The 21,710-nt window shown below is 70.3% G+C and carries 24 protein-coding genes and 1 pseudogene; 9 read left to right on the forward strand and 16 right to left on the reverse strand.

Annotated elements, in window-relative coordinates:
• The 3 genes and pseudogenes from NOV86_RS00005 to NOV86_RS00015 all read left to right on the forward strand — a co-directional run.
• Positions 1–129: pseudogene (locus NOV86_RS00005) on the forward strand (DoxX family protein); the annotation flags it as partial.
• A 160-nt stretch (positions 130–289) separates the two neighbouring features.
• The gene (locus NOV86_RS00010; RefSeq protein WP_267639155.1) at positions 290–976 is read left to right on the forward strand and encodes a PHP domain-containing protein; all 687 of its coding nucleotides are present in this window, start codon (positions 290–292) and stop codon (positions 974–976) included.
• Between the two features lie 2 nt (positions 977–978).
• On the forward strand, positions 979–2,052 hold the full coding sequence (locus NOV86_RS00015; protein ID WP_267641692.1) for an asparagine synthase C-terminal domain-containing protein: 1,074 nt from the start codon (positions 979–981) through the stop codon (positions 2,050–2,052).
• 46 nt (positions 2,053–2,098) lie between these two features.
• Here NOV86_RS00015 and NOV86_RS00020 read toward each other — a convergent pair whose 3' ends face one another.
• Complete coding sequence (locus NOV86_RS00020; protein ID WP_267639156.1) at positions 2,099–2,224, reverse strand: hypothetical protein; 126 nt, start codon at positions 2,222–2,224, stop codon at positions 2,099–2,101.
• Positions 2,225–2,337: 113 nt separating this feature from the next.
• Positions 2,338–2,838, reverse strand: a complete 501-nt coding sequence (locus NOV86_RS00025) for an NUDIX hydrolase (protein ID WP_267639157.1) — start codon at positions 2,836–2,838, stop codon at positions 2,338–2,340.
• Positions 2,839–2,935: 97 nt separating this feature from the next.
• Here NOV86_RS00025 and NOV86_RS00030 point away from each other — a divergent pair, with 97 nt between their 5' ends.
• Entirely contained in the window at positions 2,936–3,385 is a 450-nt protein-coding gene (locus NOV86_RS00030) for a DUF7979 domain-containing protein (RefSeq protein ID WP_267639158.1), read from the forward strand.
• 25 nt (positions 3,386–3,410) lie between these two features.
• On the opposite strand, the gene NOV86_RS00035 is transcribed toward NOV86_RS00030, so the two are convergent.
• Positions 3,411–4,382, reverse strand: a complete 972-nt coding sequence (locus NOV86_RS00035) for a transcription initiation factor IIB (protein ID WP_267639159.1) — start codon at positions 4,380–4,382, stop codon at positions 3,411–3,413.
• A 296-nt stretch (positions 4,383–4,678) separates the two neighbouring features.
• Here NOV86_RS00035 and gatC point away from each other — a divergent pair, with 296 nt between their 5' ends.
• The 3 genes from gatC to NOV86_RS00050 all read left to right on the forward strand — a co-directional run bounded on the left by gatC (position 4,679) and on the right by NOV86_RS00050 (position 6,918).
• Complete coding sequence (gene gatC / locus NOV86_RS00040) at positions 4,679–4,957, forward strand: Asp-tRNA(Asn)/Glu-tRNA(Gln) amidotransferase subunit GatC (protein ID WP_267639160.1); 279 nt, start codon at positions 4,679–4,681, stop codon at positions 4,955–4,957.
• Entirely contained in the window at positions 4,954–6,219 is a 1,266-nt protein-coding gene (gatA, locus tag NOV86_RS00045; RefSeq protein WP_267639161.1) for an Asp-tRNA(Asn)/Glu-tRNA(Gln) amidotransferase subunit GatA, read from the forward strand. Before gatC ends, gatA begins: the two co-directional genes overlap by 4 nt.
• 285 nt (positions 6,220–6,504) lie before the next feature.
• Positions 6,505–6,918: a DUF8048 family protein gene (locus NOV86_RS00050; protein WP_267639162.1), complete on the forward strand. Its 414-nt coding sequence runs from the start codon at positions 6,505–6,507 to the stop codon at positions 6,916–6,918.
• Positions 6,919–6,945: 27 nt separating this feature from the next.
• Here NOV86_RS00050 and NOV86_RS00055 read toward each other — a convergent pair whose 3' ends face one another.
• Positions 6,946–7,302, reverse strand: a complete 357-nt coding sequence (locus NOV86_RS00055) for a helix-turn-helix transcriptional regulator (protein WP_267639163.1) — start codon at positions 7,300–7,302, stop codon at positions 6,946–6,948.
• 48 nt (positions 7,303–7,350) lie between these two features.
• Entirely contained in the window at positions 7,351–8,097 is a 747-nt protein-coding gene (locus NOV86_RS00060; protein ID WP_267639164.1) for an NRDE family protein, read from the reverse strand.
• A 73-nt stretch (positions 8,098–8,170) separates the two neighbouring features.
• On the opposite strand from NOV86_RS00060, the gene NOV86_RS00065 reads away from it, so the two are divergent.
• Complete coding sequence (locus NOV86_RS00065; RefSeq protein ID WP_267639165.1) at positions 8,171–8,635, forward strand: phosphopantetheine adenylyltransferase; 465 nt, start codon at positions 8,171–8,173, stop codon at positions 8,633–8,635.
• A 20-nt stretch (positions 8,636–8,655) separates the two neighbouring features.
• Here the strand turns inward: NOV86_RS00065 and NOV86_RS00070 are convergent, their stop codons facing one another.
• The 8 genes from NOV86_RS00070 to NOV86_RS00105 all read right to left on the reverse strand — a co-directional run bounded on the left by NOV86_RS00070 (position 8,656) and on the right by NOV86_RS00105 (position 16,223).
• Positions 8,656–10,173 carry a class I adenylate-forming enzyme family protein gene (locus NOV86_RS00070; protein ID WP_267639167.1) on the reverse strand — a complete coding sequence of 506 codons (1,518 nt, stop codon included), beginning with the start codon at positions 10,171–10,173 and terminating at the stop codon, positions 8,656–8,658.
• A complete protein-coding gene (gene menC / locus NOV86_RS00075; protein ID WP_267639168.1) occupies positions 10,170–11,210 on the reverse strand; it encodes an o-succinylbenzoate synthase in 1,041 nt (346 codons plus the stop codon). The genes NOV86_RS00070 and menC overlap by 4 nt, the downstream gene beginning before the upstream one ends.
• Positions 11,210–12,184, reverse strand: a complete 975-nt coding sequence (locus NOV86_RS00080; RefSeq protein WP_267639169.1) for a 1,4-dihydroxy-2-naphthoate polyprenyltransferase — start codon at positions 12,182–12,184, stop codon at positions 11,210–11,212. The genes menC and NOV86_RS00080 overlap by 1 nt, the downstream gene beginning before the upstream one ends.
• A gap of 94 nt (positions 12,185–12,278) precedes the next feature.
• Positions 12,279–12,863, reverse strand: a complete 585-nt coding sequence (locus tag NOV86_RS00085; protein ID WP_267639170.1) for a hypothetical protein — start codon at positions 12,861–12,863, stop codon at positions 12,279–12,281.
• Between the two features lie 83 nt (positions 12,864–12,946).
• Positions 12,947–13,420, reverse strand: coding sequence for a histidine kinase (locus NOV86_RS00090; protein WP_267639171.1), 474 nt, complete (start codon positions 13,418–13,420; stop codon positions 12,947–12,949).
• A 112-nt stretch (positions 13,421–13,532) separates the two neighbouring features.
• Entirely contained in the window at positions 13,533–14,471 is a 939-nt protein-coding gene (locus NOV86_RS00095; protein WP_267639172.1) for a glycosyltransferase, read from the reverse strand.
• 84 nt (positions 14,472–14,555) lie between these two features.
• On the reverse strand, positions 14,556–15,449 hold the full coding sequence (locus tag NOV86_RS00100) for a 1,4-dihydroxy-2-naphthoyl-CoA synthase (RefSeq protein ID WP_267639173.1): 894 nt from the start codon (positions 15,447–15,449) through the stop codon (positions 14,556–14,558).
• 87 nt (positions 15,450–15,536) lie between these two features.
• On the reverse strand, positions 15,537–16,223 hold the full coding sequence (locus NOV86_RS00105) for a LysE family translocator (RefSeq protein WP_267639174.1): 687 nt from the start codon (positions 16,221–16,223) through the stop codon (positions 15,537–15,539).
• A gap of 69 nt (positions 16,224–16,292) precedes the next feature.
• Between NOV86_RS00105 and NOV86_RS00110 the strand changes: the two genes are divergently transcribed.
• Positions 16,293–17,219: a J domain-containing protein gene (locus NOV86_RS00110; protein ID WP_267639175.1), complete on the forward strand. Its 927-nt coding sequence runs from the start codon at positions 16,293–16,295 to the stop codon at positions 17,217–17,219.
• On the opposite strand, the gene NOV86_RS00115 is transcribed toward NOV86_RS00110, so the two are convergent.
• The 3 genes from NOV86_RS00115 to NOV86_RS00125 are packed head-to-tail and all read right to left on the reverse strand — an operon-like array spanning position 17,203 to position 21,696.
• Positions 17,203–18,471, reverse strand: a complete 1,269-nt coding sequence (locus NOV86_RS00115; RefSeq protein ID WP_267639176.1) for an outer membrane protein assembly factor BamB family protein — start codon at positions 18,469–18,471, stop codon at positions 17,203–17,205. The genes NOV86_RS00110 and NOV86_RS00115 overlap by 17 nt on opposite strands.
• Positions 18,472–18,526: 55 nt before the next feature.
• Positions 18,527–20,353, reverse strand: a complete 1,827-nt coding sequence (gene menD, locus NOV86_RS00120; RefSeq protein ID WP_267639177.1) for a 2-succinyl-5-enolpyruvyl-6-hydroxy-3-cyclohexene-1-carboxylic-acid synthase — start codon at positions 20,351–20,353, stop codon at positions 18,527–18,529.
• Complete coding sequence (locus NOV86_RS00125; protein WP_267639178.1) at positions 20,350–21,696, reverse strand: isochorismate synthase; 1,347 nt, start codon at positions 21,694–21,696, stop codon at positions 20,350–20,352. The genes menD and NOV86_RS00125 overlap by 4 nt, the downstream gene beginning before the upstream one ends.
• Positions 21,697–21,710 lie beyond the last annotated feature (14 nt).

Consider the following 21,710-nt stretch of genomic DNA (forward strand, 5'->3'; position numbering starts at 1 on the left):
GTGTTCCTGGCCGTCGCCGCCTTCGGGGCGGGCCGGATCCTCGGCCTGGACACGTTCATCGAGAACTACGAACTCGGTGGCGAGAAGCTCATCGAGAAGTACCCCAGGCTCGACTACATCCTCGGCTGAACCGGGGATGCACCGGTTCGTTTCTGTTCCCTTCTCTACTGTTTCTCCGAAAGGCAGACACCGTAGGGTAGCGAGGAGCTATCCCCGGTACGGTATGTTCGACTGTTCGTGAAATGCAGAGACCGAGGCGCTTTTGACCCACCCACGACTACGCCTACCCGTGCTATCGGTCGAGTTGCACTGCCACTCCGCGCTTTCGTACGACGGTCACGACCCCGTCGAGCTTCTCTTGCAGCAGGCGGCGGCGGTCGGGCTGGACGCGCTGGCGGTGACCGACCACGACGAGATCGACGCGAGCCTCGAGGCCGTCCGGAAGGCCCCCGAGTACGGCCTCGTCGGCATCCCCGGGATGGAGGTGACGACCGCGGCCGGCCACGTCCTCGCACTCGGTGTCGAGGAGAAGGTGCCGGTCGGGATGCCATTCGACGAGACGCTCACGTTCATCCGGGACCACGGCGGCATCGCGGTGGTCCCGCACCCGTTCCAGGAGTCCCGGAGCGGCGTCATGGAGAACATCACGCGCGAGGAGCTGGCGACGGCCGACGCCATCGAGGTGTACAACTCGCGCCTGCTCACCGGGCGGTCGAACCGGCAGGCCAAGCGCTTCGCCGAGCAGTTCGGGCTGCCGATGACGGCCGGGAGCGACGCCCACATCAGCGAGATGGTCGGGCAGGCGGTGACCCGCGTCGGCGCAGACGAGCGAAGCGCCGACGCCATCCTCGACGCGATCCGCGAGGGGCGGACCACGGTCGAGGGCAAGCGGACGCCGTGGCGCATCAGTTTCCAGCAGGCCGCGAGCGGGGCGAAACGCCGCGTGAAGAACCGGCTGCAGGAGTTCCTCCTGTGACACTGCAGGGCGCGTCTGCCGAGGTCGTTCGACGGGCGGTCGACGACGACGAGCCACTGCCCGGGACGGCCGGGTTCGCCGGCGAACTCGACGGGAGGCTCGTCAGGGACGTCCTCGGGCGCTACCCGCTCTTCGCGGACCCGGCGACGGGTGACTGGGCGTTCGACCCGACCGAACTTTCCAACCCTGAGGCGGTCGCTCCCGGCTCGTACGTCACCGACGATGGTCAGCGTCGACAGTGGACGCTCCCGTCGCTGGAGCCAGAACAGGACCGACGTGCGGCTGTCCAGAACGTCCGGGCGGCCATCCGGGAGAGCGCGGCGACCCTCCCCAGGGACGGGAAGACGGCGGTCGCCTTCTCCGGCGGCGTCGACTCCGCGCTGGTCGCCGCACTGGTCGACGGACCCTGTTACGTCGTCGGCTTCCCGGAGAGCCACGACCTCGCCCAGGCCCGGCGCGCTGCCGAACTGATGGACGTCGAGTTACGGGTGGTCGAGTTGACGACCGACCGGCTGGCTGCGGCGGTTCCAGCCGTCGCCGAGGCGACCGGCCGGACGAACGCGATGGACGTCGGCATCGCGCTCCCGCTGTATCTCGTCGCCGAGCAGGTCGCCGCCGACGGCTACGACCGGCTGGCGGTCGGGCAGGGCGCGGACGAACTGTTCGGCGGCTACGCGAAGGTGGCCGGCGCACCCGACGACCCCCGGGTCGAGGCGACGACGGTCCGGGCCGCGGCCCGCGAGCTGATGGGTACCCTGCCGAACCAGCTCGAACGCGACGTGCTCGGGTTGCGGGCGGCCGGCGTCGAACCGGTCGCGCCGCTGTTGCACGACGCGGTGGTCGCGGCCGCGCTCCGGCTGCCCGGCGAGTTGCTCGTCGACGGGCGCGGGGAACGCAAGAAGGCACTCCGGCTGGCCGCGCGTGACTGGCTCCCGGATGCGGTCGCGTTCCGGGAGAAGAAGGCGGTCCAGTACGGGAGTCTCGTGGCGCGGGAACTCGACCGGCTCGCGCGACAGGCCGGGTTCAAACGGCGACTCGACGACCACGTGACGCGCTACGTGGAATCGCGGGTGTGAGGCCATGGGGTGGCCCCACGGCCTGACGCCACGGCGTGACGCGTCCTCAGGTCCACGCTCGGAGGCAGGTCCCGGAACAGAACGTCAGCTCGACGCTCGTGTGCCGGTCCTCGGCGTGGGTGATGAGCGTGAAGGCGGTCGGGTCGGTGGCGGAACAGTTCACACAGCTCATGGAATATAGTTGGGTTTCTAACTATTAAACTGGCGCGGCCGTCTATCCCCTGAGTCGAGTCGAGAGCACCTCTCGCGCCAGATGCCGGCGATTTCCACACGCGATGGGCAGCGTCAGTGTGCGTCTCCGTTGCTGGTGTCGACGTCGGCTCCGACCGCCGCGATGGCGCGCTGCCCGATCTCGACCACGTCCGGTTCCAGCCAGTCGGCTGCCGCCTGCAGGCGGTCCGCCGTGAACCACTCCCACGCGTCGACCGGGGTCTCGCCCGGGGCCGGGTCGAGGTCGCGGGACGCCGCCTCGCCGTAGTAGATGTGGTCGACGTGCTGGTGGCCGACCTGCCCGTCGCAGACGTTGATGTCCTCGAGCAGCAGGTGCTGTGGTCGCGGGATGGACCGGACCGTGTCGGACTCGATGTCGCCCTCTGGTGCGACGAGGTCGACGTCGAGGCCCGTCTCCTCGCAGGTCTCCCGGAGTGCCGCCTCGTGGGGCGTCTCGGCCCGGTCGACGTGGCCGCCCGGCGGGAACCACATGTCGAGCTTCTCGTGCTCGTGAAGCAGCGTGGCGCCGTCGTTGACCACGTAGACGGTCGCGACGAAGTGGCGGGTCGTCTCCATGGCCGAACGGTCCGGACGGGTCGGCTTGTAGGCGTCGGTCCCGGGCGTCTGCGCGCAGGACGGAACGCCTTTGTCGACGTGGCCCGGCGATTCGAACGTGCGATTACGGTACCTCTACGCGGTCGGTGCGGTCGTGCTCCTGCTCGGGGTCGCCATCGTCGGCGTCGGGTTGACCACGCCCGAGGAGTGCACCGCGGACTACGCCATCGACGTGAACCGCAGCGTCACCGAGAACCGGACGGTGGTCGAGGCCGGGAACCTCTCCGAGCCGGTCCAGCAGGCCGTCCAGACCGTCGTCGAGGAGAACCGGACCGCGTTCGTCGAACCCGAGCAGTACCGCGGGGAGCTGGCGAACCGGACCGTCCAGTACGAGGGCGAACTGTACCCCATCGAGGGCACGGAGGTCCTGAACTGCGCCGGGGGCCGCGACGACCTCTACATCCTCGTCGGGTTCTGGATCGCCGTCTTCGGGACGGTGGTGCTGTCGCTGGTCGGACTGTACGATTACGGGAAGGACAGGCTGCGGACCGACGCCGACTACCGCTGAGTCGTCGGTTCGAACCCGCGTCGTCTCAGAGCGGCTGTTCCGCCTCGAGCAGTTCGTGATAGCGGTTCCGGATGGTGACCTCGGAGATGTTCGCGACCTCGCTGACCTCGTTCTGCGTGACCTTCTCGTTGGCCAGCAGCGAGGCGGCGTAGACGGCCGCGGCGGCGAGGCCGACGGGGGACTTCCCGGAGTGGATGCCCTCGCGTTTCGCCGTCTCCAGGAGCTGGCGGGCCCGGCGCTCGCCCTCGTCGGAGATACCGAGTTCGCTGGCGAAGCGGGGGACGTAGCTCACGGGGTCGGCGGGCTGTATCTCGAGGTTGAGTTCGCGGACGACGTAGCGGTAGGTCCGGGCGATCTCGTCGCGGTCGACCCGGGAGACGTTGGTCACCTCGTCGAGGCTGCGGGGCGTGCCGGCCTGGCGGGCCGCCGCGTAGAGCGAGGCCGTCGAGACGCCCTCGATGGAGCGCCCGGGGAGGAGGTCCTCGTTGAGGGCGCGGCGATAGATGACGGAGGCGGTCTCGCGGACGTTCTTCGGGAGGCCCAGCGCACTGGCCATGCGGTCGATCTCGCCCAGTGCCTGCTTCAGGTTGCGCTCCTTGGAGTCACGGGTGCGGAAGCGCTCGTTCCAGGTGCGCAGGCGCTGCATCTTCTGGCGCTGACTGGAGCTGAGCTGGCGGCCGTAGGCGTCCTTGTCCTGCCAGCCGATGTTGGTCGAGAGGCCCTCGTCGTGCATCATCTTCGTCGTCGGGGCGCCGACGCGGGACTTCTCGTCCTTCTCCTTCGAGTCGAACGCGCGCCACTCCGGGCCGCGGTCGACGTTGTCCTCGGCGACGACCAGGCCGCAGTCGTTGCAGACGACCTCGCCGTGTTCGCTGTCGGTGAGCAGGTCGCCGCCACACTCGGGGCAGACGGTCTCGTGTTCCTGTGTCTCTGTCTCCTCTGTTCGGTTCGCTCGGCTCTCGTCGGCCTGCTGGCGTCGGATACTCGTATCGGTCATGGGTGGGGGATTACCGCGGATGCGGCGGAGAACGGTCGTTGTAATATCTGTTGCGTTCTGGGCGACTTAAACTCTTGGGCCAATACAGTTAGGCGAACTGGATTATTTTGTAACGAATCGGAAAGCAGGTTTCTCGAAAGTGGTAACCACGGGGTAACTGCGCAGAACCAACACCCGGTTTATAGTTTCTTGCCGGCGAGGCTGCTCCCGGTCGAAGCGACGTGTCGCCCCGGCGCGAACCGGCGGCCCGCCCCCGTATCGAAACCCTTACTCGGGCGAACCCAGTCTGGTCGACCATGAGCGACACGTCCGCCAGTCCAGAGGATGTCCGGCACGTCGCGGACCTGGCACGCGTCGACCTCGCCGACGACGAGGTCGACGAGTTCGCCGAGCAGTTCGCGGACATCCTCGAGTACTTCGACGCACTCGACGAGGTACCCGAGGTCGACCACGAGGCCGACCTCGTGAACGTCATGCGTCCCGACGAGGAGCGCGAGTGCCTCGACCGCGAGGACGCCCTGCGCAACGCCGAGGAGACCGAAGACGGCTTCTTCAAGGGTCCGAACGTCTCATGAGCCAGATATTCATCACCGAGGAGACCATCGAGGGCGCGGCCGACGGGCCCCTCGCCGACCGGACCGTCGCCGTCAAGGACAACATCTCGACCGAGGGCGTCCGGACCACCTGTGGCTCCGCGATGCTCGACGACTACGTTCCCCCCTACGACGCGACCGTCGTCTCCCGCCTGAAAGACGCCGGCGCGACCATCGTCGGCAAGGCCAACATGGACGAGTTCGGGATGGGCACGACGACGGAGACCTCCGCGTTCGGTCCGACCGAGAACCCCGTCGCCGAGGGCCGCGTCCCCGGCGGCTCCTCGGGTGGCTCCGCCGCGGCCGTCGCCGCCGGCGAGGCCGACCTCGCGCTCGGCTCCGACACCGGTGGCTCCATCCGCTGTCCCGCCGCGTTCTGCGGCGTCGTCGGCATCAAGCCGACCTACGGGCTGGTCTCGCGCTACGGCCTCGTCGCCTACGCGAACTCGCTGGAGCAGATCGGTCCCATCGCCCCCGACGTGGAAGCAGCCGCCGAACTGCTGGACGTCATCGCGGGCCCGGACGACCGCGACGCGACGACCCGCGAGGCGGGCGCCGACTCGGACTACGCTGCCGCGGCCGACGGCGACGTCGACGGTCTCCGCATCGGCGTCCCGACCGAACTCGTCGAGGGTGCCGACGAGGGCGTCAAAGAGCAGTTCTACGCCGCGCTGGACGAGCTCGAATCGCAGGGCGCCGAGTACCACGAGGTCTCGCTGGAGTCCGTCGAGTACGCCGTGCAGGCCTACTACGTCATCGCGATGTCCGAGGCGTCCTCGAACCTCGCGCGGTTCGACGGCGTCCGGTACGGACATTCGGGCGGCTACGACGGTAACTGGAACGAGGTCTTCGGGAGGGCCCGCGAGGAGGGCTTCGGCCCCGAGGTCAAGCGGCGCGTCCTGCTTGGCACCTACGCCCTCTCCGCCGGCTACCACGACAAGTACTACAAGAAGGCACAGGACGCCCGTGCCTGGGTCGAGCAGGACTTCGACGAGGCATTCGAGGACGCCGACGTGCTCGCCTCGCCGACCATGCCCGTCCCGCCGATGAAGCTCGGCGAGTCCCTCTCGGACCCGCTGAAGATGTACCTCGCCGACGCCAACACGGTCCCGGTGAACCTCGCGAACCTCCCCGCCATCTCGGTGCCGGCGGGCGAGACCGACGGCCTCCCGGTCGGGCTCCAGCTCGTCGGGAAGCAGTTCGACGAGGAGACGATCATCCGGGCCGGCAGCGCGCTGGCCTGAAGACGGGGGTCGTCCGCACGAGTACCGCGAGTGCGGTTCACCGGCGGCTTGCCGCCGGTTTTTTGGCCGAGCTTTTTCCACGAGCGGTCGCTCCGCCGACCCGACGTGGAAAAAGGTCGGAGACGATCATCCGGGCCGGCAGCGCGCTGGCCTGAGTTCGGTCGTCGTCTTCCCGTCTCCCTTTTCAACACCCGGTTGGACACTAATGCAACCACAACAGTTATGCGGACATTTCTCATACCAACGGTAACGACTGGTCGACAGCGGTGACCAGGGGGATTCCAGATGAGAATTGCCAAAGACACAGACGTCGAGTTCGACGAGTTCTCCCGGGCCTGTGACCTCGTCGAGGACTACTACGGGGACCTCATCGACGAGGTGGCGCTGCACGCACCCATCTCGCGTCGACAGCTGGTGGCCGTCCTCGCACGGGCACAGCTATCCGGCCGCGGGCTCGGCCCGGAGACGCTCGACGAACAGGGGGAGCAGGTGTACCAGTCGAACGACGAGACGCTGTTCTGGCTGGACGGGATGTTCTGGCGGCGGCTCCGCGAGAACCACAACCTCAGTCCCGACGAGGGGCGGGCGGCCCGCGAGGTACACCGTCGCATCATCGAGGCGATCGACGGCGACGTCGGGTACTACAACCGCGAACGCGACCCGTTCGTGCTCATCGAACGGTCACACCCGACGGCGTAGAACGAACGCGAAAAGATCCTTCTCTCGCTACTGGTAGGCGAGGTTCATTATCCACTGCGTGAAGGCGTCGCTCTGGGGGTCGGCCTCCTCCTCGCCGATGAACGGCGAGAGCATGTCGCCGGCCATCAGGAGCGAGAACTCCAGGTCCGCGGCGACGGGCTGGATGAAGTAGGTGTTGTGGCCGTTGTAGACCGTCTCCTCCCGGTCGACGAGTTCCTTCTCGACGAGGGACTCGACGATGCGCGAGCCCTTGCGCGAGGAGACGTCGAGTTCCTTCCAGAAGTCGCTCTGGTGGATGCCGCCGGTCTCGCGGACGAGCTCGAGGCCAGCCAGCTCCTCCTCGGTGAGGTCCTCCTCGGCGACGCTCACAGCGAACACCCCCATGTCGTCGTAGGCATGGCTATCACGTCTGAAAGACGTGTGTCGAATCGCTTAAAACTGCCCTTCGAGGTCAACGGGTTCGTGTGTCGTCTCGCAGGGCGGGCCGTCGGCCCAGCGGTAGTCGACCGTGTCGCCGAGGACGATGAGCGAGGAGGAACGCGTCCCGTACCGCCCCTCGGGGTCGTGGACGCAGACGCCGAAGTCGTGGTCGCCGAGGACGGCGGCGGCGCGGTCGCGCCACTCGACCGCCGTCTCGGCGTCGCGGGGCTGGAGTTCGGCCCGGACCGCGCGGGCGTTCTCGGCCTGCTCGCGGGCGATATCGGCGCGGTGGCTCGGAATCTCGAAGGTGTCGTCCGCGCCGACGTTGACGACGACGTGGACGCCGGGGTCGAGGGCGGTGACGGTGAGCTCGCCGTCCCACTCGAAGAGGAAGGCGTCCTCGGGGTCGGCGACGACGAGGTTGAAGCCCTGGTACTCGTGGTCGGCGACCGCCTCCTCGACGAGGGCCCGTGCTGCCGCGGCACTCGGCTGGCGGAGCGCGTCCCGGACGAGCAGGCCCCGCGAACGCTCCCCGGCGAGGTCGGCGTCGACCCAGCGGTTCGTCACGCCGACGAAGAGGTCGTGCTCGGTGACGCCGACCCAGGTACCGCCGGCCTGCTCGTCGCGGGGGGCGACGACGACGGGGTCGGTCTCGACGACGCTCGGGGGACGGGCCGGGCGGGCGAGCAGTTCGTCACGGTTCGCCGCGACGACGACCGGCTCGTCGAACACGCGCCAGGCGATGGTGAGGGTACACACGCCCGGCGGTAGGGTGTGAGACGACAAAAACGTCCGGTAGCCGTATGTTCCTGCACTCCCTAGGGATGGTGTTATGCGAGTCGCCGTCGCGGGCACGTTCGGGCCGATTCACGATGGCCACCGACGCCTCTTCGAGTCCGCCCTCGAGCTGGGGACCGACGGGGTCGTCGTCGGACTGACGAGTGACGCCTTCGCGTCGGAGTCCCGGGACCGGGAGGTCCCCTCGTTCGAGGCACGCGAGCAGGTGCTCAAGCGCGAGCTCACCGACATGAACTTCTGGGGCCGCCCCCTCGAGATCCGCAAGATCGCCTCCGAGGACGCGTTCGCGGCGACCGAGCACGACCTCGACGGGGTCGTCGTCTCCCCGGAGACGTACCCCGAGACGGCGGACATCAACGAGACGCGCCGGGAGAACGACTTCGACGAACTCATCGCCGTGGTCGTCCCGCTGGTCCGCGACGCCGAGGGCGAGCGTATCTCCTCGACGCGAATCGTCGAGGGCGAGGTCGACGAACACGGCGCGCCGACCCCGTCGTAGGGCGTCTCACCCCGCGGATCTCACCGCTCTTTCTCCAGCAGTTCCCGGACCGCCTCGCGGTCGATGGTCCCCGACGCAGTCCGGGGAATCTCGTCGGTGAACCCGACCGTCTTCGGTACCTGGTGCGGAGCGAGTCGCCCCCGGCAGTGGCCCTCGATGTCGCCAGCAGCGAGTTCTGAACCAGCAGCAGCGACGACCAGTGCGGCCACGCGTTCGCCCCACTCCTCGTCCGGGAGGCCGACCACGGCGACCGAGTCGACGGCGTCGTGCGACCGGATCGCGTCGGCCACGACCGACGGGTCCACGTTCTCGCCGCCGGTGACGATGCGGTCGTCGACCCGCCCGGTCACCCAGAGCCGGCCGTCGCCGTCCCGGTAGCCCACGTCGCCGGTGTGGAACCCGTGCTCCGAGAAGGCGGCCTCGGTCTGTGCGTCGTCGAGGTAGCCCGGGGTGACGGTCGGACCGTCGACGACGAGTTCGCCCGTCTCGCCGGTCGTGACGGGGTCGCCCGACTCGTCGAGCACGCGGACGGTCGTCGTCACGAGTGGCTGGCCAACCGTCCCGGGATACTCGCGGGCCTGTTCGGGGGTCGCGGTCGCTATCTGCGAGGCCGCCTCGGTCATCCCATAGGTCGGGTAGACCGGCACGTCCCGGTCGGCACAACGGTCGAGCAGAGCTTGCGAGGCGGCGGCCCCGCCGAGCAGGACGAACCGGAGGTGCTCGGGCGGGGTCCAGCCGTCGTCCAGCAACCGCCGGAGCATCGTCGGCACGAGCGAGACGCCGGTCACGTCGTGGTCCGAGATGACCTGCGCCGTCGTCTCCGGGTCGAACTCGCGCTGGAGGACGACCCCGGTCCCGTACAGGGTCGCCCGGACGAACGGGGCGAGCCCGCCCATGTGGTACGTCGGCAGGCAGACCAGCCAGCGGTCGCCCCGGGTCACGCCGAGGCGGAACGCCGACCCGGTCGCGCTGGCGACGAGGTTCCCGACCGTCAGCCGGACGCCCTTGGGCCGGCCCGTGGTCCCCGAGGTGAACAGGAGCACCTGTTCGTTCGTCCGCGAGAGGGGATACGGCATCGCGACCGCCGAGGTGTCGTCGTGGATCGGTTCGACGGCACTCGATTCCGGGTCGTCGACGCTGGCGACCGGGCAGTCGGCGTCGGCAGCAGTGACCGTCTCGCGCGCCAGTTCCTCGGTCTCGTCGCCGCAGACGAGGACACGACAGTCGGCGCGGTCGAACTGGCTCGCGAGTTCACGTGCAGGACGGGTGGGGTCGAACAGCGCGACCGAACTCGCGCGGCGCATCGCCGCGAAGAGGACGACCGGGACCGCGACCCGGCGGTCGAGCAGGAGCCCGACCCGGCCGTCGCCGGGGAAGTCGTCCAGCCGGGCCGCCACGTCGTGGACGCGGTGGTGGAGGTCGCGGTAGGTCCACGACTCGCCGGCGTCGGCATCCACGATGGCGGTCCGCTCCGGCGTCGTGTCCGCCCGCACCGACAGGAGGTCCCGGGTCGGCCACTCGACGGGGACGCCACTCACTCGTCCCACACCCCGCGGACGCCGAGGCCGGGGCCGTCTGGGACCCGGATGGTCCCGTGTTCGACCGGGCAGGGGTCCGGCCCGAGGTCCGTCGAGAGCCACTCCGCGGTCGCGAGGCCGCTCGTGAGTACGCCCGGGAACGAGGCCGCGAGGTGGACCGCGGCGGTCCTGGCCACGACCGCGTCGATGGTGGTCGTGACGACGGTCGCGACCTGTTCGTCACGGGCCGCGAGGGCGGCCTGTCGGGCCTTCTCGACCCCGCCGAGGGCCATCGGCTTGAGGACGACCACGTCGGCCGCGTCGGCGTCGAGGACGGTCTCGACCGGGTGCGCGGCGAGGGACTCGTCGAGGGCCACCCCGACCGGGCCGGGGCGGTCTCGCAGGGCCGCGTGGCCGGCGAGGTCGTCAGGGTCGAGCGGTTGCTCGACGAACTGGACGGCAGCCTCGGCGAAGGCGTCGAAGGCGTCCTCGGCCTGGTCGCGGGTCCACGCCCCGTTGGCGTCGGCCCGGATGGCCACGTCGTCGCCCACCACCTCGCGGACCTGTTCGACGCGCTCGACGTCGGTCGCGAGGTCCCGCGCGCCGACCTTCACCTTCACGCAGTCGAAGCCCTGCTCGACCGCGGATTCGGCGGCTGCCGCGGTGTCCACGGGGGCGGAGTCGCCGACCGTGGCGTTCACCGGGACCACGTCGCGGGTGGCGCGCCGCCCGAGGATCTTGTAGAGCGGTCGGTCGTGCTGTTTCGCGCGGAGGTCGGCCAGCGCGAGCGAGATACCGTGTCTCGCGGCCGGGTTGGCGGCGAGGTCCTCGCGGAGGGCGGCCTCCTCGTTGCGGATGCGCTCGGTCGCGTCGTCGAGGGCGGCCCGGCACTCCGCCAGCGACTCGGTCCAGCCCGGCAGTGGCATCGCCTCCCCGAGGCCGACGTGGTCGCCGTCGGAGACGCGGACGAGGACGCCCTCGCGCTCGGTCATCTCGCCCTTCGCGGTTGCGAGCGGTCGGGAGAGCGACACCGAGAACTCCCGTGTCTCGGCCCGCATCAGACCACCCCCGGGAGCAGTGCTGGCAGTGCGAACCCGATGCCGGAGAGGACCGCGTAGAGCGCGAGCAACTGGCCGACGCGTTCCAGCGCCGGGTTGAGCGCCGCCCCGTCGGTCCGGGTGAGCACCGTCTGCGTGACGGTGGCCGCGAGGGGCAGCGAGAGCAGGGGCAGGAGGACGGTCGCCGGGGTGTCGAACCCGAGGACGAGCGCGACCGGCGTGAGGTAGGCGATGGCGAGCATCGCGAGGAACTCGCCGCGGGCGAACCGGTAGCCGAAGGCGACCGCCAGCGTCGTCTTCCCGGTTCTGGAATCCTCCTCCCGGTCGCGGACGTTGTTCACGACGAGGATGTTCGTGGAGATGGCCGCGATGGGCAGGCTGGCGAGCAGTGCGAGGGGCAGGTCCGGCAGGGGCGGGAGGCCGGTCCCGAGGGGGCCGTAGTCCGGGTTCGCGGCCGCGGCCTGCACGTAGTAGGTCCCGGTGACGGCGACCAGCCCGAAGAAGACGAAGACGAACAGGTCGCCGAGACCGTTGTACCCCAGCGGGTACGGCCCGCCGGTGTAGGCGATGCCGGAGGCAACGCTCACGAGGCCGACGACGAGGATGGGGATACCGCCGACCCAGACGAGGTAGCTCCCGGTGACGATGGCGACCGCGAAGGTCACCAGCATCGCCCGCTTCACCTCGTCGGCCTCGATGAGGCCGGACTGGGTGACCCGGGTGAACCCCTCGCGGTCGTCGGTGTCGGCGCCCTGTTTCGCGTCGTAGTAGTCGTTCGCGAAGTTCGTCCCCACCTGGATGAGCGCCGCACCCACGAACGCCATCACCGCCGGGAGGGCCGCGAACACGTCGCTGTAGTAGGCGACGGCCGTGCCGACGATGACTGGCGCGGCGGCCGCCGGCAGCGTCTGGGGCCGCGCGGCCATCACCCACGCCTTCGTCTTCGAGATGTCCGCAGTCGCCGTGTCGGTCATTGCCCGGTGGTTAGGGCGACGATGAAAAAGCCGCTGTGGTTCGCGGGGGTCTGGTTCGGGAGTCGGTCGCGGGTGGATGGTGGGGACTGCGGAATCAGGCGCCGGTCTTCGTCCCGTCGTCGTCGGCCGGCTGGCCGACCGGGAAGTCGAACCGCACCCAGTCGGTCCAGACGAGGTCGCCGTCCTCGTTCTGGCAGGGCCGGTCCACGTCGGGGTCGTACTCGCCGTTCTCGTTCGTGTCGACGACCGCGACGACGGCGACGTCGTGCTCCCCGGAGAGATCACCGATGGGGACGGCGGCCCCGTCGGCGGTGACCGTCCCGCCCTCGAACCGGACGTGGTCCGCCCCGAGGACGGTCCCCTCCTCGAAGGCGACGAACAGCATACTCGTGTTCGCGGGGACGGTCCAGCCGACGTGGACGTTGCCCTGTTGCCAGAGTTCGGCCGTGTTGCCGGTGCCCCAGTAGCTCACCCAGACCTGGTCGCAGGTGGTCGGCTCGGCGAGCGTCCCGTTCAGGGAGGCGCCGTCATCGGGGTCGGTGGTGTCGGTTCCGGTCCCGGGGTCGGTCGTGGGCGGTTCCGTCGTGTCGCCGGGGCCGCCGGTGCTCCCGAGCTGGCCGACGCAGCCGGCCGAGAGCACGAGGAGGCAGCAACACAGGGCGGCGAGTCTCTGTCGCATCGTGGCTGGACAGAGACGCCACATCGGGAAAAGGACACGTCAAGGTGAAAGAACGATTGCAGGCTGGCCGGGTCGCGGTCGCCTCAGACCGCGTCCTCGACCAGTGCGTACACGCCGCCGAGGACGAGCCCGTAGACGACGTGCCAGAGCAGCGACGGGATGGCGAAGTTCGGCAGCGGCGGGTTCGCGGGCGACCCGACCACGTCGAGCCACACCGGCATGACGAGGGCGGCGAGGACGACCCAGGTCACGGCGCCCCAGGCGGCACCGAGGCCGACCTGTCCGCCGAGCGAGTCGAGGTCGAAGGCGCCGACGAGGCCGGCGAACACCACGCCGAGGACCGCGCCGTGGGAGACGTGGACCACGAGCCCGAGCCCCGCGCTGGCGGGGGGCGCGAGCGTGTACAGCGAAGGAATCGCCACCTCGAGCGTGGCCGCGTTCATGGCGAGGACGAGGGCACCCATCACGAGGGCGCCCCCGATGCCGCCGAGGACGCCAGCGCGCCAGTTGCCGGTCGATGCATCGAACTGCTGTGCGGTTTCTGTCGTCGTCGACATACACGTGACTCTGCTCCGGACACGGCATTCCGCGTTCGGGACTGGTGCATCCGCGACACAGGGCTGGGAAACTGTTTTATCCGATGCCCCCGCGGCCGACAGAAGATATTCCTCAGCTGGCAGGACCGACGACCGTGACCTCGTACTCGTCCGCCAGCCGGTACCGGCGCCCGGCCCACTCGAACTCGGTGACGACCATCCCGGCGAGGATGGCCAGCGGGACGAGGAACAGGCCGAGGAACGAGAGCAGGAACGTCGGGCGCCGGAGCCCGAGGATGGCGTAGGCCACCCCGGTCGCCAGCGTCACCGCCGGCGCGACGACGAACGGGAACAGCCCGCCGGCGACGGCCAGCCCGGTCGCGACGACGAGGTCGCCGTGCATCCCCTCGTGAACGTGTGTGAGCCGGTTGAACCGGACGACCCTGGCGTAGGTGGTCCGCAGGTCGCCGGGGACCTCGACGGGCGTCACCATCGACCTGACGTGGTGGACGTCGCCGAGGTGCTGCGAGACGAGCCCGTCGTCGCTGAGGACCTGTCGCAGTTCGTCGGCGAGTGCCGCGACGCTGCAGTCGAGTTCGTCCCGGGTGAACGTGAGCCCGCCGCCCCAGCCGATGTTGGCCGTACTCCCGACGCCGAGGTACATCAACAGCGTCGAGAACATCGCGGTCCACGGCTCCATGAGCGCCCAGAATCCGTCACCGTACCAGAACGGGACGGCCGAGGCCGGGCCGTGGGCCTCCCCTTCGGCCACGAGCCGGTCGAGCCAGTCCGCGTCGCGCTCGAAGTCCGCGTCGGTCCAGACGAACCGGTCGTTGGTGGCGTGGTCCAGCCCGCAGGCGACGGCGTTCGCCTTCCCCGAGCAGCCCTCCGGGTCGCCAGCGACGAGTATCTCGACCCCCTCCGGCGGGTCGTGGTCCGCGACGGGGTCGGCCTCGCTGTCGCAGATGACGAAGAGTTCGTCGCCCTCGCGGAGCTGGTCGGCCAGCTGGTCACACGCGACTGTCCACCTGATGGTCGGAAGCAGGACGCTCACCGGCTCGCGGTCTGTCATGACGCTCCCCCCGGCAGACCGTGTGGTTCGGTAGCATATTCAAACCACCGCCGGGCCGGTGCCGACTGCGCCGTCAGGGGCGGTTCAGTAGTGCCACTCGTAGTCGTCGAAGTCCGGGTCGCGCTTCTCGACGAAGGCGTCGCGGCCCTCCTGGGCCTCGTCGGTCATGTAGCCCAGCCGGGTCGCCTCGCCCGCGAAGACCTGCTGGCCGATCATGCCGTCGTCGGTCATGTTGAAGGCGTACTTCAGCATGCGGACCGCGGTCGGCGACTTGTCGTTGATGGTCTCGGCCCACTCCAGCGCCGTCTCCTCCAGTTCCTCGTGGGGGACCGCCTCGTTCACCATGCCCATGTCGGCGGCCTCCTCGGCGTCGTAGGTCTTCCCGAGGAAGAATATCTCGCGGGCCTTCTTCTGGCCGACCTGCTTCGCGAGGTAGGCCGACCCGAAGCCGGCGTCGAAACTCGCCACGTCGGGGTCGGTCTGGAGGAACTTCGCGTGCTCCTCGGAGGCGATGGTCATGTCACAGACCACGTGGAGGGAGTGGCCGCCGCCGACGGCCCAGCCGGGGACCACGCAGATGACCGGCTTCGGGATGTGCCGGATGAGACGCTGGACCTCGAGGATGTGCAGGCGACCCGACTTCGAGGCGGACTCCTTCTCGGCGTCGTCGCCCTGGTACTCGTAGCCGGCGCCGCCCCGAACGCGCTGGTCGCCGCCGGAGCAGAACGCCCAGCCGCCGTCCTTCGGCGAGGGGCCGTTCCCGGTGAGGAGGACACAGCCCACGTCTGTCTGGCGCTTGGCGTGGTCGAGTGCGTCGTACAGTTCGTCGACCGTGCCGGGCCGGAACGCGTTGCGGACCTCGGGGCGGTCGAAGGCGATGCGGACCGTGCCCGAGTCGACGGCGCGGTGGTAGGTGATGTCGTCGAGGTCGAGGTCGATCGCCTCCCACGCCTCGGGGTCGAAGAGTTCGGAAACCATCGTCCGTGGCTCCGGCCGGCGCGTAAAAATAGGTTCCCGTCCGGGTGTCGACCGGTGCGGGCTCGGCTCGGCCCGCCACTGCCGACGTCAGGCGTGGCGGCCGTCGAGCACCAGCAGCGCCGCGAACCCGACGAGGACGCTGCCGCTGATGGCCCGGAGGACCCGGGGCAGGCGCTCGGACCGGGCCACGACGCGCCGCGCCTGGCTGGCGAACGCGGCGAGGAGGCCGAGGTAGAGCAGGCCGAGGGCGGCGTACACCACGCCGAGGGTGAGCATCTCGCCGGGAGCCGCGGTCCCCGCGGGGACGAACTGCGGGAGGAACGCGAGGACGAACACCGCCACCTTCGGGTTCGAGACGTTCACCGCGAGCGCCTGCCGGAAGGCACGCCGGGGCGAACCGTCTCCGGCGACGGCCGCCGCCGACACGTCGAACTCCTCGTCGTCGCGGATGGTCTGCACACCGAGGTAGACGAGGTAGGCCGCGCCGACGTAGGTGAGCACCCGGTACGCGACCGCGGAGGTCTGGAGCAGCACGGAGAGCCCGGCCACCGCGGCCAGCGTGTGCAACAGGACCCCGGTCGCGGTACCGCAGGCTGCGGCGAGGCCGGCGCGGCGGCCCCCGCCGAGGCCCCGGGCGAGGACGACCATCGTGTCCGGGCCGGGCGCGAGCACGACCGCGAGCGCGGCCGGGACGAACGCGACCAGCGTCGAGACGGTGAGCACGGTGTCTCGATTCGGCCACGCGTCCTTCAGTCTGCTGTCATCGACCGGCACGCCGCCACCCCGTCGGCAGTAGGGTTTTTATCAGGGACTCGCAAATGTCAGGGCGAGAGAGACGACCGCATGCCGGAGACGTTCTACGACGTACTCGGCGTCGCCCACGACGCCGACCAGGATGCCATCCGCGACGCCTACCGCGAGCGCGTCAAGGAGACGCATCCCGACCTGAACGACGCCCCGGACGCGGCCGAGGCGTTCCAGCGCGTGGCCGAGGCCGAGGAGGTCCTCGGCGACCCCGACGAACGCGCCCGGTACGACCGCCTCGGCCACGAGGCGTACGTCTCGAGTTTCGGCGGCCCAGGCGGCGTCGGTCAGCAGGGCAGGGACCGGCCCGCCGACGACCCGGCCGACGACGGCCCGAACGACGGCTACCAGAGCCGCAACCGCCGGCAGGAGTACCCCGGGTCCGACCGCCGGTCGTCCCGCACCGGCAACGAGACCAACCGGAGCTACTACGTCGGCGACGACGAGCAGGAGGCGACCGCGGACGGCGGCTCGACGGGGTCCGCCGCGGAGTGGTTCGTCGGCGAGCAGAGCGAACAGCGCCGCCGGACCGGCACGAACACCCGGCGCGAGCACGTCGCCGAGGACGACGAGGACGACGAGTTCGAGGGGTTCTCCGTCCACGACTGGGACGACGAGGACATCGACGCCGACGCAGGGCGCGTGAACATCTCGCAGAACACGATGGTCATCGTCGTCGCGACCTTCCTCATGTACCCCTTCATGGCCTACACGACCGTCGCACCCGTCGGGCTGGCGGTGAACCTGACGGTCGGGGCGTGCATGCTGTTGCTGCTGGTCTACCTGTTGACGATCCCGCGCGTCTCCGTCTTCGGCTTCGCCGCCCTCAGCGTCGTCGTCCCGCTCGGGCTTGCCGCCGTCGGCGTCGCCTGGCTCTCCCTGCACGGCCTGTTCGTCCTCGGCTCCGTCTGGATTCCCTTCGGGTACGCGATGCTGTTCGCGAAGGTCCTCAGTTCCCCGTCGTGAACGCGTGCAGGGTCCCGTCGCCGTCGCCAACGAAGAGCCAGTCGCTGGTGACGAGTGGGCCACACCGGGTCCTGGACCGGGTCAGCCCGAGTTTGTACCGGACGTCCCCGGTGGTGCGGTCGTAGGCGACCAGCAGCCCGGAGTCGTCGACCGCGAAGACGCTCTCCTCGGTGGCGACGACGTTCGAGACGACCGAACCGGTACCGCCCCGACCCTCCCACCGCTGCTCGCCCGTCGCGCGGTCGAGGGCGATGACGCTGCCGCCGTCGTGGCCGACGTAGACGGTGTCCCTGGCGACCGCCGGCGCCGGGTTCATGCCGCCGTTCGTCGTCGTCTGCCAGACCTCCTCACCCGTCTCGGCGTCGACGGCGTAGGCGACGCGGTTCTCGCAGGCGAGGTAGACCGTTCCGTCGCTGTAGGCGGGTTCGCCGATGAAGTAGTAGTGTGCGCCGCTTCCGTCCTCGGCACTTACCTCGTACTCCCACTGCTTCGAGCCCGAGGCGAGGTCGAAGGCGTAGACGCGCCCGGGCCGGTCGCGGGGTCGGTCGGCGACGAACACCGTCCCGTTCGCGATGGCCGGCGCCGTATCGATGTCGACACCCGAGAGCGCCGACCACTGGCTGTCGCCCGAGGCCGCGTCCAGTGCCTCGACGCCCGCTGCGGTGCCGGTGACCACGGTCCCGTCGGCGACCGTCAGCCCGTTCGGTCGCCCGGTCGAGGCCGACCACTCCAGACTCCCGGATTCGGCGTCGAACGCCTTCACGCTTCCGTAGTCCGCGCCGAAGACCAGTCCGTCCGCGACGCTCGGGGAGACGCGTGCGGCGCTCGACGTGGTCCACAGTTCCTCGCCGCTCCGGGCATCGTACGCCGCGAGCCAGTCGGCCGCGACGTAGAGCGTCTCGTCGACCAGTGCGGGTACGGTCCGGATCGCTTCCGAGAACGAGGCGGTCCACCCCTCGCCGGGTTTCTCGGCCGGGCCGGCGCCGCCGGAGTACCCGGTGTTGGCCGGGTCGTACGCGAAGGAACGGCTCTCCCCGGTCACCGGCGGGCCCTGTGGCGGTGCGTCTGTCGTCGTCTCGGTGTCGGTGTCGGTCCCGGTTTCGGTCGTCCCCACCGTGGCGGTCCCCGTCCCGGTCTCCGCGTCCGTCGGTCGCAGCGTCCGTGTGCCGGTCGAGACGCCGTCCTGGAGGCGCAGGCAACCGGCGCCGGTCAGCGCACTCGCCAGCGCAGCGAGTGCTTCGCGTCGTTGCATACTGGCGTCAACCGGGTGGACCGTGATAAGTAGACTGGCAGTTTCGAGGCGTGAGTCAGAGCTGGGCCACGACCGCGTCCCGGACCCGCTCGCGCTCGCGGTGGCTGGTCTCGGCGTCGAAGTCGACCTCCACGACGGTCGTCCCGTCGCTGCCGAGGGCGTCGGTGTAGGCCGACGCGAACTCGCCGGGCGCCACCCGCCGGAAGTCGAGGTCGTACAGGTCGCCGGTCGGCTCGAAGTCGAGGCCGTGGGGCGTCTTGAACTGCTCGGTGAACGGCGGGTCGAACGCCTCGATGGGGAGCAGGTGGAAGATGCCACCGCCGTCGTTGTTCAGACAGACGATGGTGGCGTCCACGCCGCAGCGTGCGAGCGCCAGCAGGCCGTTCATGTCGTGGTAGTACGCGAGGTCGCCCGTGACGACCACGAGGTCGTCGTCGGTCGCCGACCCGGCGCCCAGCCCGGTCGAGAGCACGCCGTCGATGCCGCTCGCGCCGCGGTTCGCGAGGACGGTGAGGGCGGCCTCGCGGGGACGCCCGAAGCGGTCGGCGTCCCGGATGGGCATGGAGTTCGAGACGAAGACGGTGGCGGGGTCGGGTGCCGCGGCGAAGACGGTCTCCAGCACCGCGCCCTCCAGTGCATCGCGGTCCATCTCGTCCGAGAGGAGCGACCAGTACCGCGATTCGGTGTCGACCAGGTCGTCGCGGAACGCCGGGTCGCCCGGCGACTCGACCGCTCCGGCGAGGGCGCGCGCCGTCTCGCCGGGGTCGGCGACGACGAGGTCCGAGCAGACGAACTCGGCGTCGCGCCACTCCCCGGCAGGGTCGACCAGCACCTGTCGCGCGTCGCTGTCGGCGAGCGCCTTCCGGACTGGTTTCGAGGTCATCGACGCGCCGAACCGCAGCACGAGGTCGGGGTCGATGTCCTGTGCCGGGAGGTAGCCGTCGTAGCCGCCAAGCACCGGGGCGTCGCCGACGTGGGGGCCGAACCGCACGCCGGAGAGCGGGTCCGCGAGGATGGGGAAGTTCGTCTCGTGGGCGAGGCTGGCGATGGCGGCGGCGGTGTCGCCGGCGCCGGTTGCGCCCCCAGCTACGCCGGCGTCCGTCAGGTCGGCCGGGTCGGCCGGGCCGGCGAGGATAAGGCCCGTCGCGGCGTCGTCGACCGCCCGTGCGAGTGCGGTGAGGTCGCCGTCCGAGAGCGTCGGGCGCCCCTGTCTCCGGGCGACGTAGGGGCCGGATTCGCGGCCGGCCGAGGCTCGCGTGTCGCCCTCGTCCCAGTCGGCCGGCACGTCGCCGGGCACGTCGACCGGCTCCAGCGGCTTCCGGAACGGGCAGTTGAGGTGGACCGGTCCCATCGGGGTGCCCTCGCTCTCGGCCAGCGCCCTGGCCGCGTCGGTCCGGAGGCGCCTGAGCTTCCGCGGGGTCGGCTCCGGCTCGGGCAGGTCGCGGTACCACCGGACCGAATCCCCGTAGAGCTTCTCCTGGTCGATGGTCTGGTTCGCACCCGAGTCGCGGAGTTCCGGCGGGCGGTCGGCGGTGAGGACGAGCAGGGGCACCCGCGCCTGGCTGGCCTCGATGACCGCCGGGTGGAAGTTCGCCGCGGCGGTCCCGGAGGTACAGACGAGTGCTGTGGGTTCGCCGGTCCGGCGGCCGCGCCCGAGCGCGAAGAAGGCCGCCGAGCGCTCGTCGAGGTGGGAGAACACCTGCACGTCGTCGTGGTTCGCGAAGGCGACGGTGAGGGGTGTCGACCGGCTCCCGGGGGCGATGCAGACCGCGGACAGGCCGCCCTCCGCCAGCTCGTCGACCAGCGTCTCGGCGCACAGCGTGTTGCGGTTCGGGTACTCGGCGTCGGGGCGGGCGTCGTCCCCAGAATCGTCGCCCGTCATTCCAGTTCGTCGAGCAGCGGGCGGTACTTCAGCTGGATCTCGTCCCACTCCTCCTGCGGGTCGGAGTCGGCGACGATGCCGTTCCCGGCGAACAGGGTCGCCCGGCGGCCGCCGGCGACGCCGGACCGGATGCCGACGAGGAACTCCCCGTCGCCGTCAGCGTCGAACCAGCCGATGGGAGCGGCGTACCAGCCGCGGTCGAACGTCTCGACCTCGCGGATGGTCTCGGCGGCGGTCTCGGGCGGGAGCCCGCCGACGGCGGGCGTCGGGTGCAGCGCCTCCACGATGTCGAGGACGTGGCCGTCCTCGTGGAGGTCGGCGGTGATGGGCGTCTGGAGGTGCTGGATGTTGTTCAGTTTGCGCACCGTCTGCTCGCCCTCGGTCACGTCGCCGAGGGGTTCGAGCTGGGTCATGATGGTGTCCACGACGAGGCGCTGTTCGTGCTGTATCTTCTCGGAGTCCACGAGCGACTGCGCGAGGGTCTCGTCGGCCTCGGGCGTGCCGCCACGGCCGACGGACCCGGCCAGTGCCTCGGTCAGGACCTGTCGCCCGGACTTCTTGACGAGGCGTTCCGGGGGTGCCCCGAGGAAGCCGGCCTCGTCGGTGGGCTGGACGAGGAAGCGATAGCAGTTCGGGTAGGTGCGGCGCAGGCGTTCGAGCACGTCCGGCAGGTCCACCTCTGCGGCGAGGTCGACCTCCAGCGCGCAGCCGAGGACGACCTTCCGGAGGTCGCCCGCGTTGATGCGGTCGACGGCGTCGGCGACCTGGTCGGTCCAGACGTCCTTGGTCGTGGTCCGCCGGGTCGAGACGACGCCGGGGGTCCCGCCGCGGGGTCGCATCGCGGGCAGGTCGGCGACCGCGTCGGCGGCCCGGTCCAGCTGGGCCTCGACGCTGGTCGGGTCGACGTGTCGCCCGTAGCGGTTCACGGTCAGCCAGGTGCCGTCGTCGGTGCGGGTGAGCTGGACCTCCGGGAGGAGGAACTCGGCCGCGCCGAAGCCGGCCCAGGTCTCGGTCGGTTCGTGGTCGTCACTGAAGGCGAACCCCCCGACCAGCCGGGGGCGCGGCGCGTCCGCGTTCGTGCAGTCGGCGTCGTCGAAGAGGGTCTGGGCGCTCGCGCGGATGCGCTCGAAGCGGTCCGGCCCGCTCGCGGTCAGCCGGGCCGCGGCCCCCGCACCGGCCAGTTCGAGGCCCTCGAAGTTGGCCCAGTGGAGGCGGGGCGGCTCGCGTGAGGCGAGGAACGCCCGATAGGAGACGTCGTCGATGGGACGGCTCCGGCTGACGAGCACACCCTCGCTCCCGACCGCCGGTGCCGTCACCGTACCCTCGCTACGCGCTCGTTCCATTGCCGTAGACTCAG

Source organism: Haloarchaeobius amylolyticus (assembly GCF_026616195.1).
In the GTDB taxonomy this organism is placed as follows: Archaea; Halobacteriota; Halobacteria; order Halobacteriales; family Natrialbaceae; genus Haloarchaeobius; species Haloarchaeobius amylolyticus.

Excerpts from the sequence above, each read along its gene's own strand:
- NOV86_RS00020 (WP_267639156.1), bottom strand. The coding sequence starts at position 2,224 with ATGAGCTGTGTGAACTGTTCCGCCACCGACCCGACCGCCTTCACGCTC.
- NOV86_RS00025 (WP_267639157.1), bottom strand. The coding sequence starts at position 2,838 with ATGGAGACGACCCGCCACTTCGTCGCGACCGTCTACGTGGTCAACGAC.
- NOV86_RS00035 (WP_267639159.1), bottom strand. The coding sequence starts at position 4,382 with ATGACCGATACGAGTATCCGACGCCAGCAGGCCGACGAGAGCCGAGCG.
- gatC (WP_267639160.1), top strand. The coding sequence starts at position 4,679 with ATGAGCGACACGTCCGCCAGTCCAGAGGATGTCCGGCACGTCGCGGAC.
- gatA (WP_267639161.1), top strand. The coding sequence starts at position 4,954 with ATGAGCCAGATATTCATCACCGAGGAGACCATCGAGGGCGCGGCCGAC.
- NOV86_RS00050 (WP_267639162.1), top strand. The coding sequence starts at position 6,505 with ATGAGAATTGCCAAAGACACAGACGTCGAGTTCGACGAGTTCTCCCGG.
- NOV86_RS00055 (WP_267639163.1), bottom strand. The coding sequence starts at position 7,302 with ATGGGGGTGTTCGCTGTGAGCGTCGCCGAGGAGGACCTCACCGAGGAG.
- NOV86_RS00065 (WP_267639165.1), top strand. The coding sequence starts at position 8,171 with ATGCGAGTCGCCGTCGCGGGCACGTTCGGGCCGATTCACGATGGCCAC.
- menC (WP_267639168.1), bottom strand. The coding sequence starts at position 11,210 with ATGCGGGCCGAGACACGGGAGTTCTCGGTGTCGCTCTCCCGACCGCTC.
- NOV86_RS00080 (WP_267639169.1), bottom strand. The coding sequence starts at position 12,184 with ATGACCGACACGGCGACTGCGGACATCTCGAAGACGAAGGCGTGGGTG.
- NOV86_RS00085 (WP_267639170.1), bottom strand. The coding sequence starts at position 12,863 with ATGCGACAGAGACTCGCCGCCCTGTGTTGCTGCCTCCTCGTGCTCTCG.
- NOV86_RS00090 (WP_267639171.1), bottom strand. The coding sequence starts at position 13,420 with ATGTCGACGACGACAGAAACCGCACAGCAGTTCGATGCATCGACCGGC.
- NOV86_RS00095 (WP_267639172.1), bottom strand. The coding sequence starts at position 14,471 with ATGACAGACCGCGAGCCGGTGAGCGTCCTGCTTCCGACCATCAGGTGG.
- NOV86_RS00100 (WP_267639173.1), bottom strand. The coding sequence starts at position 15,449 with ATGGTTTCCGAACTCTTCGACCCCGAGGCGTGGGAGGCGATCGACCTC.
- NOV86_RS00110 (WP_267639175.1), top strand. The coding sequence starts at position 16,293 with ATGCCGGAGACGTTCTACGACGTACTCGGCGTCGCCCACGACGCCGAC.
- NOV86_RS00115 (WP_267639176.1), bottom strand. The coding sequence starts at position 18,471 with ATGCAACGACGCGAAGCACTCGCTGCGCTGGCGAGTGCGCTGACCGGC.
- menD (WP_267639177.1), bottom strand. The coding sequence starts at position 20,353 with ATGACGGGCGACGATTCTGGGGACGACGCCCGCCCCGACGCCGAGTAC.
- NOV86_RS00125 (WP_267639178.1), bottom strand. The coding sequence starts at position 21,696 with ATGGAACGAGCGCGTAGCGAGGGTACGGTGACGGCACCGGCGGTCGGG.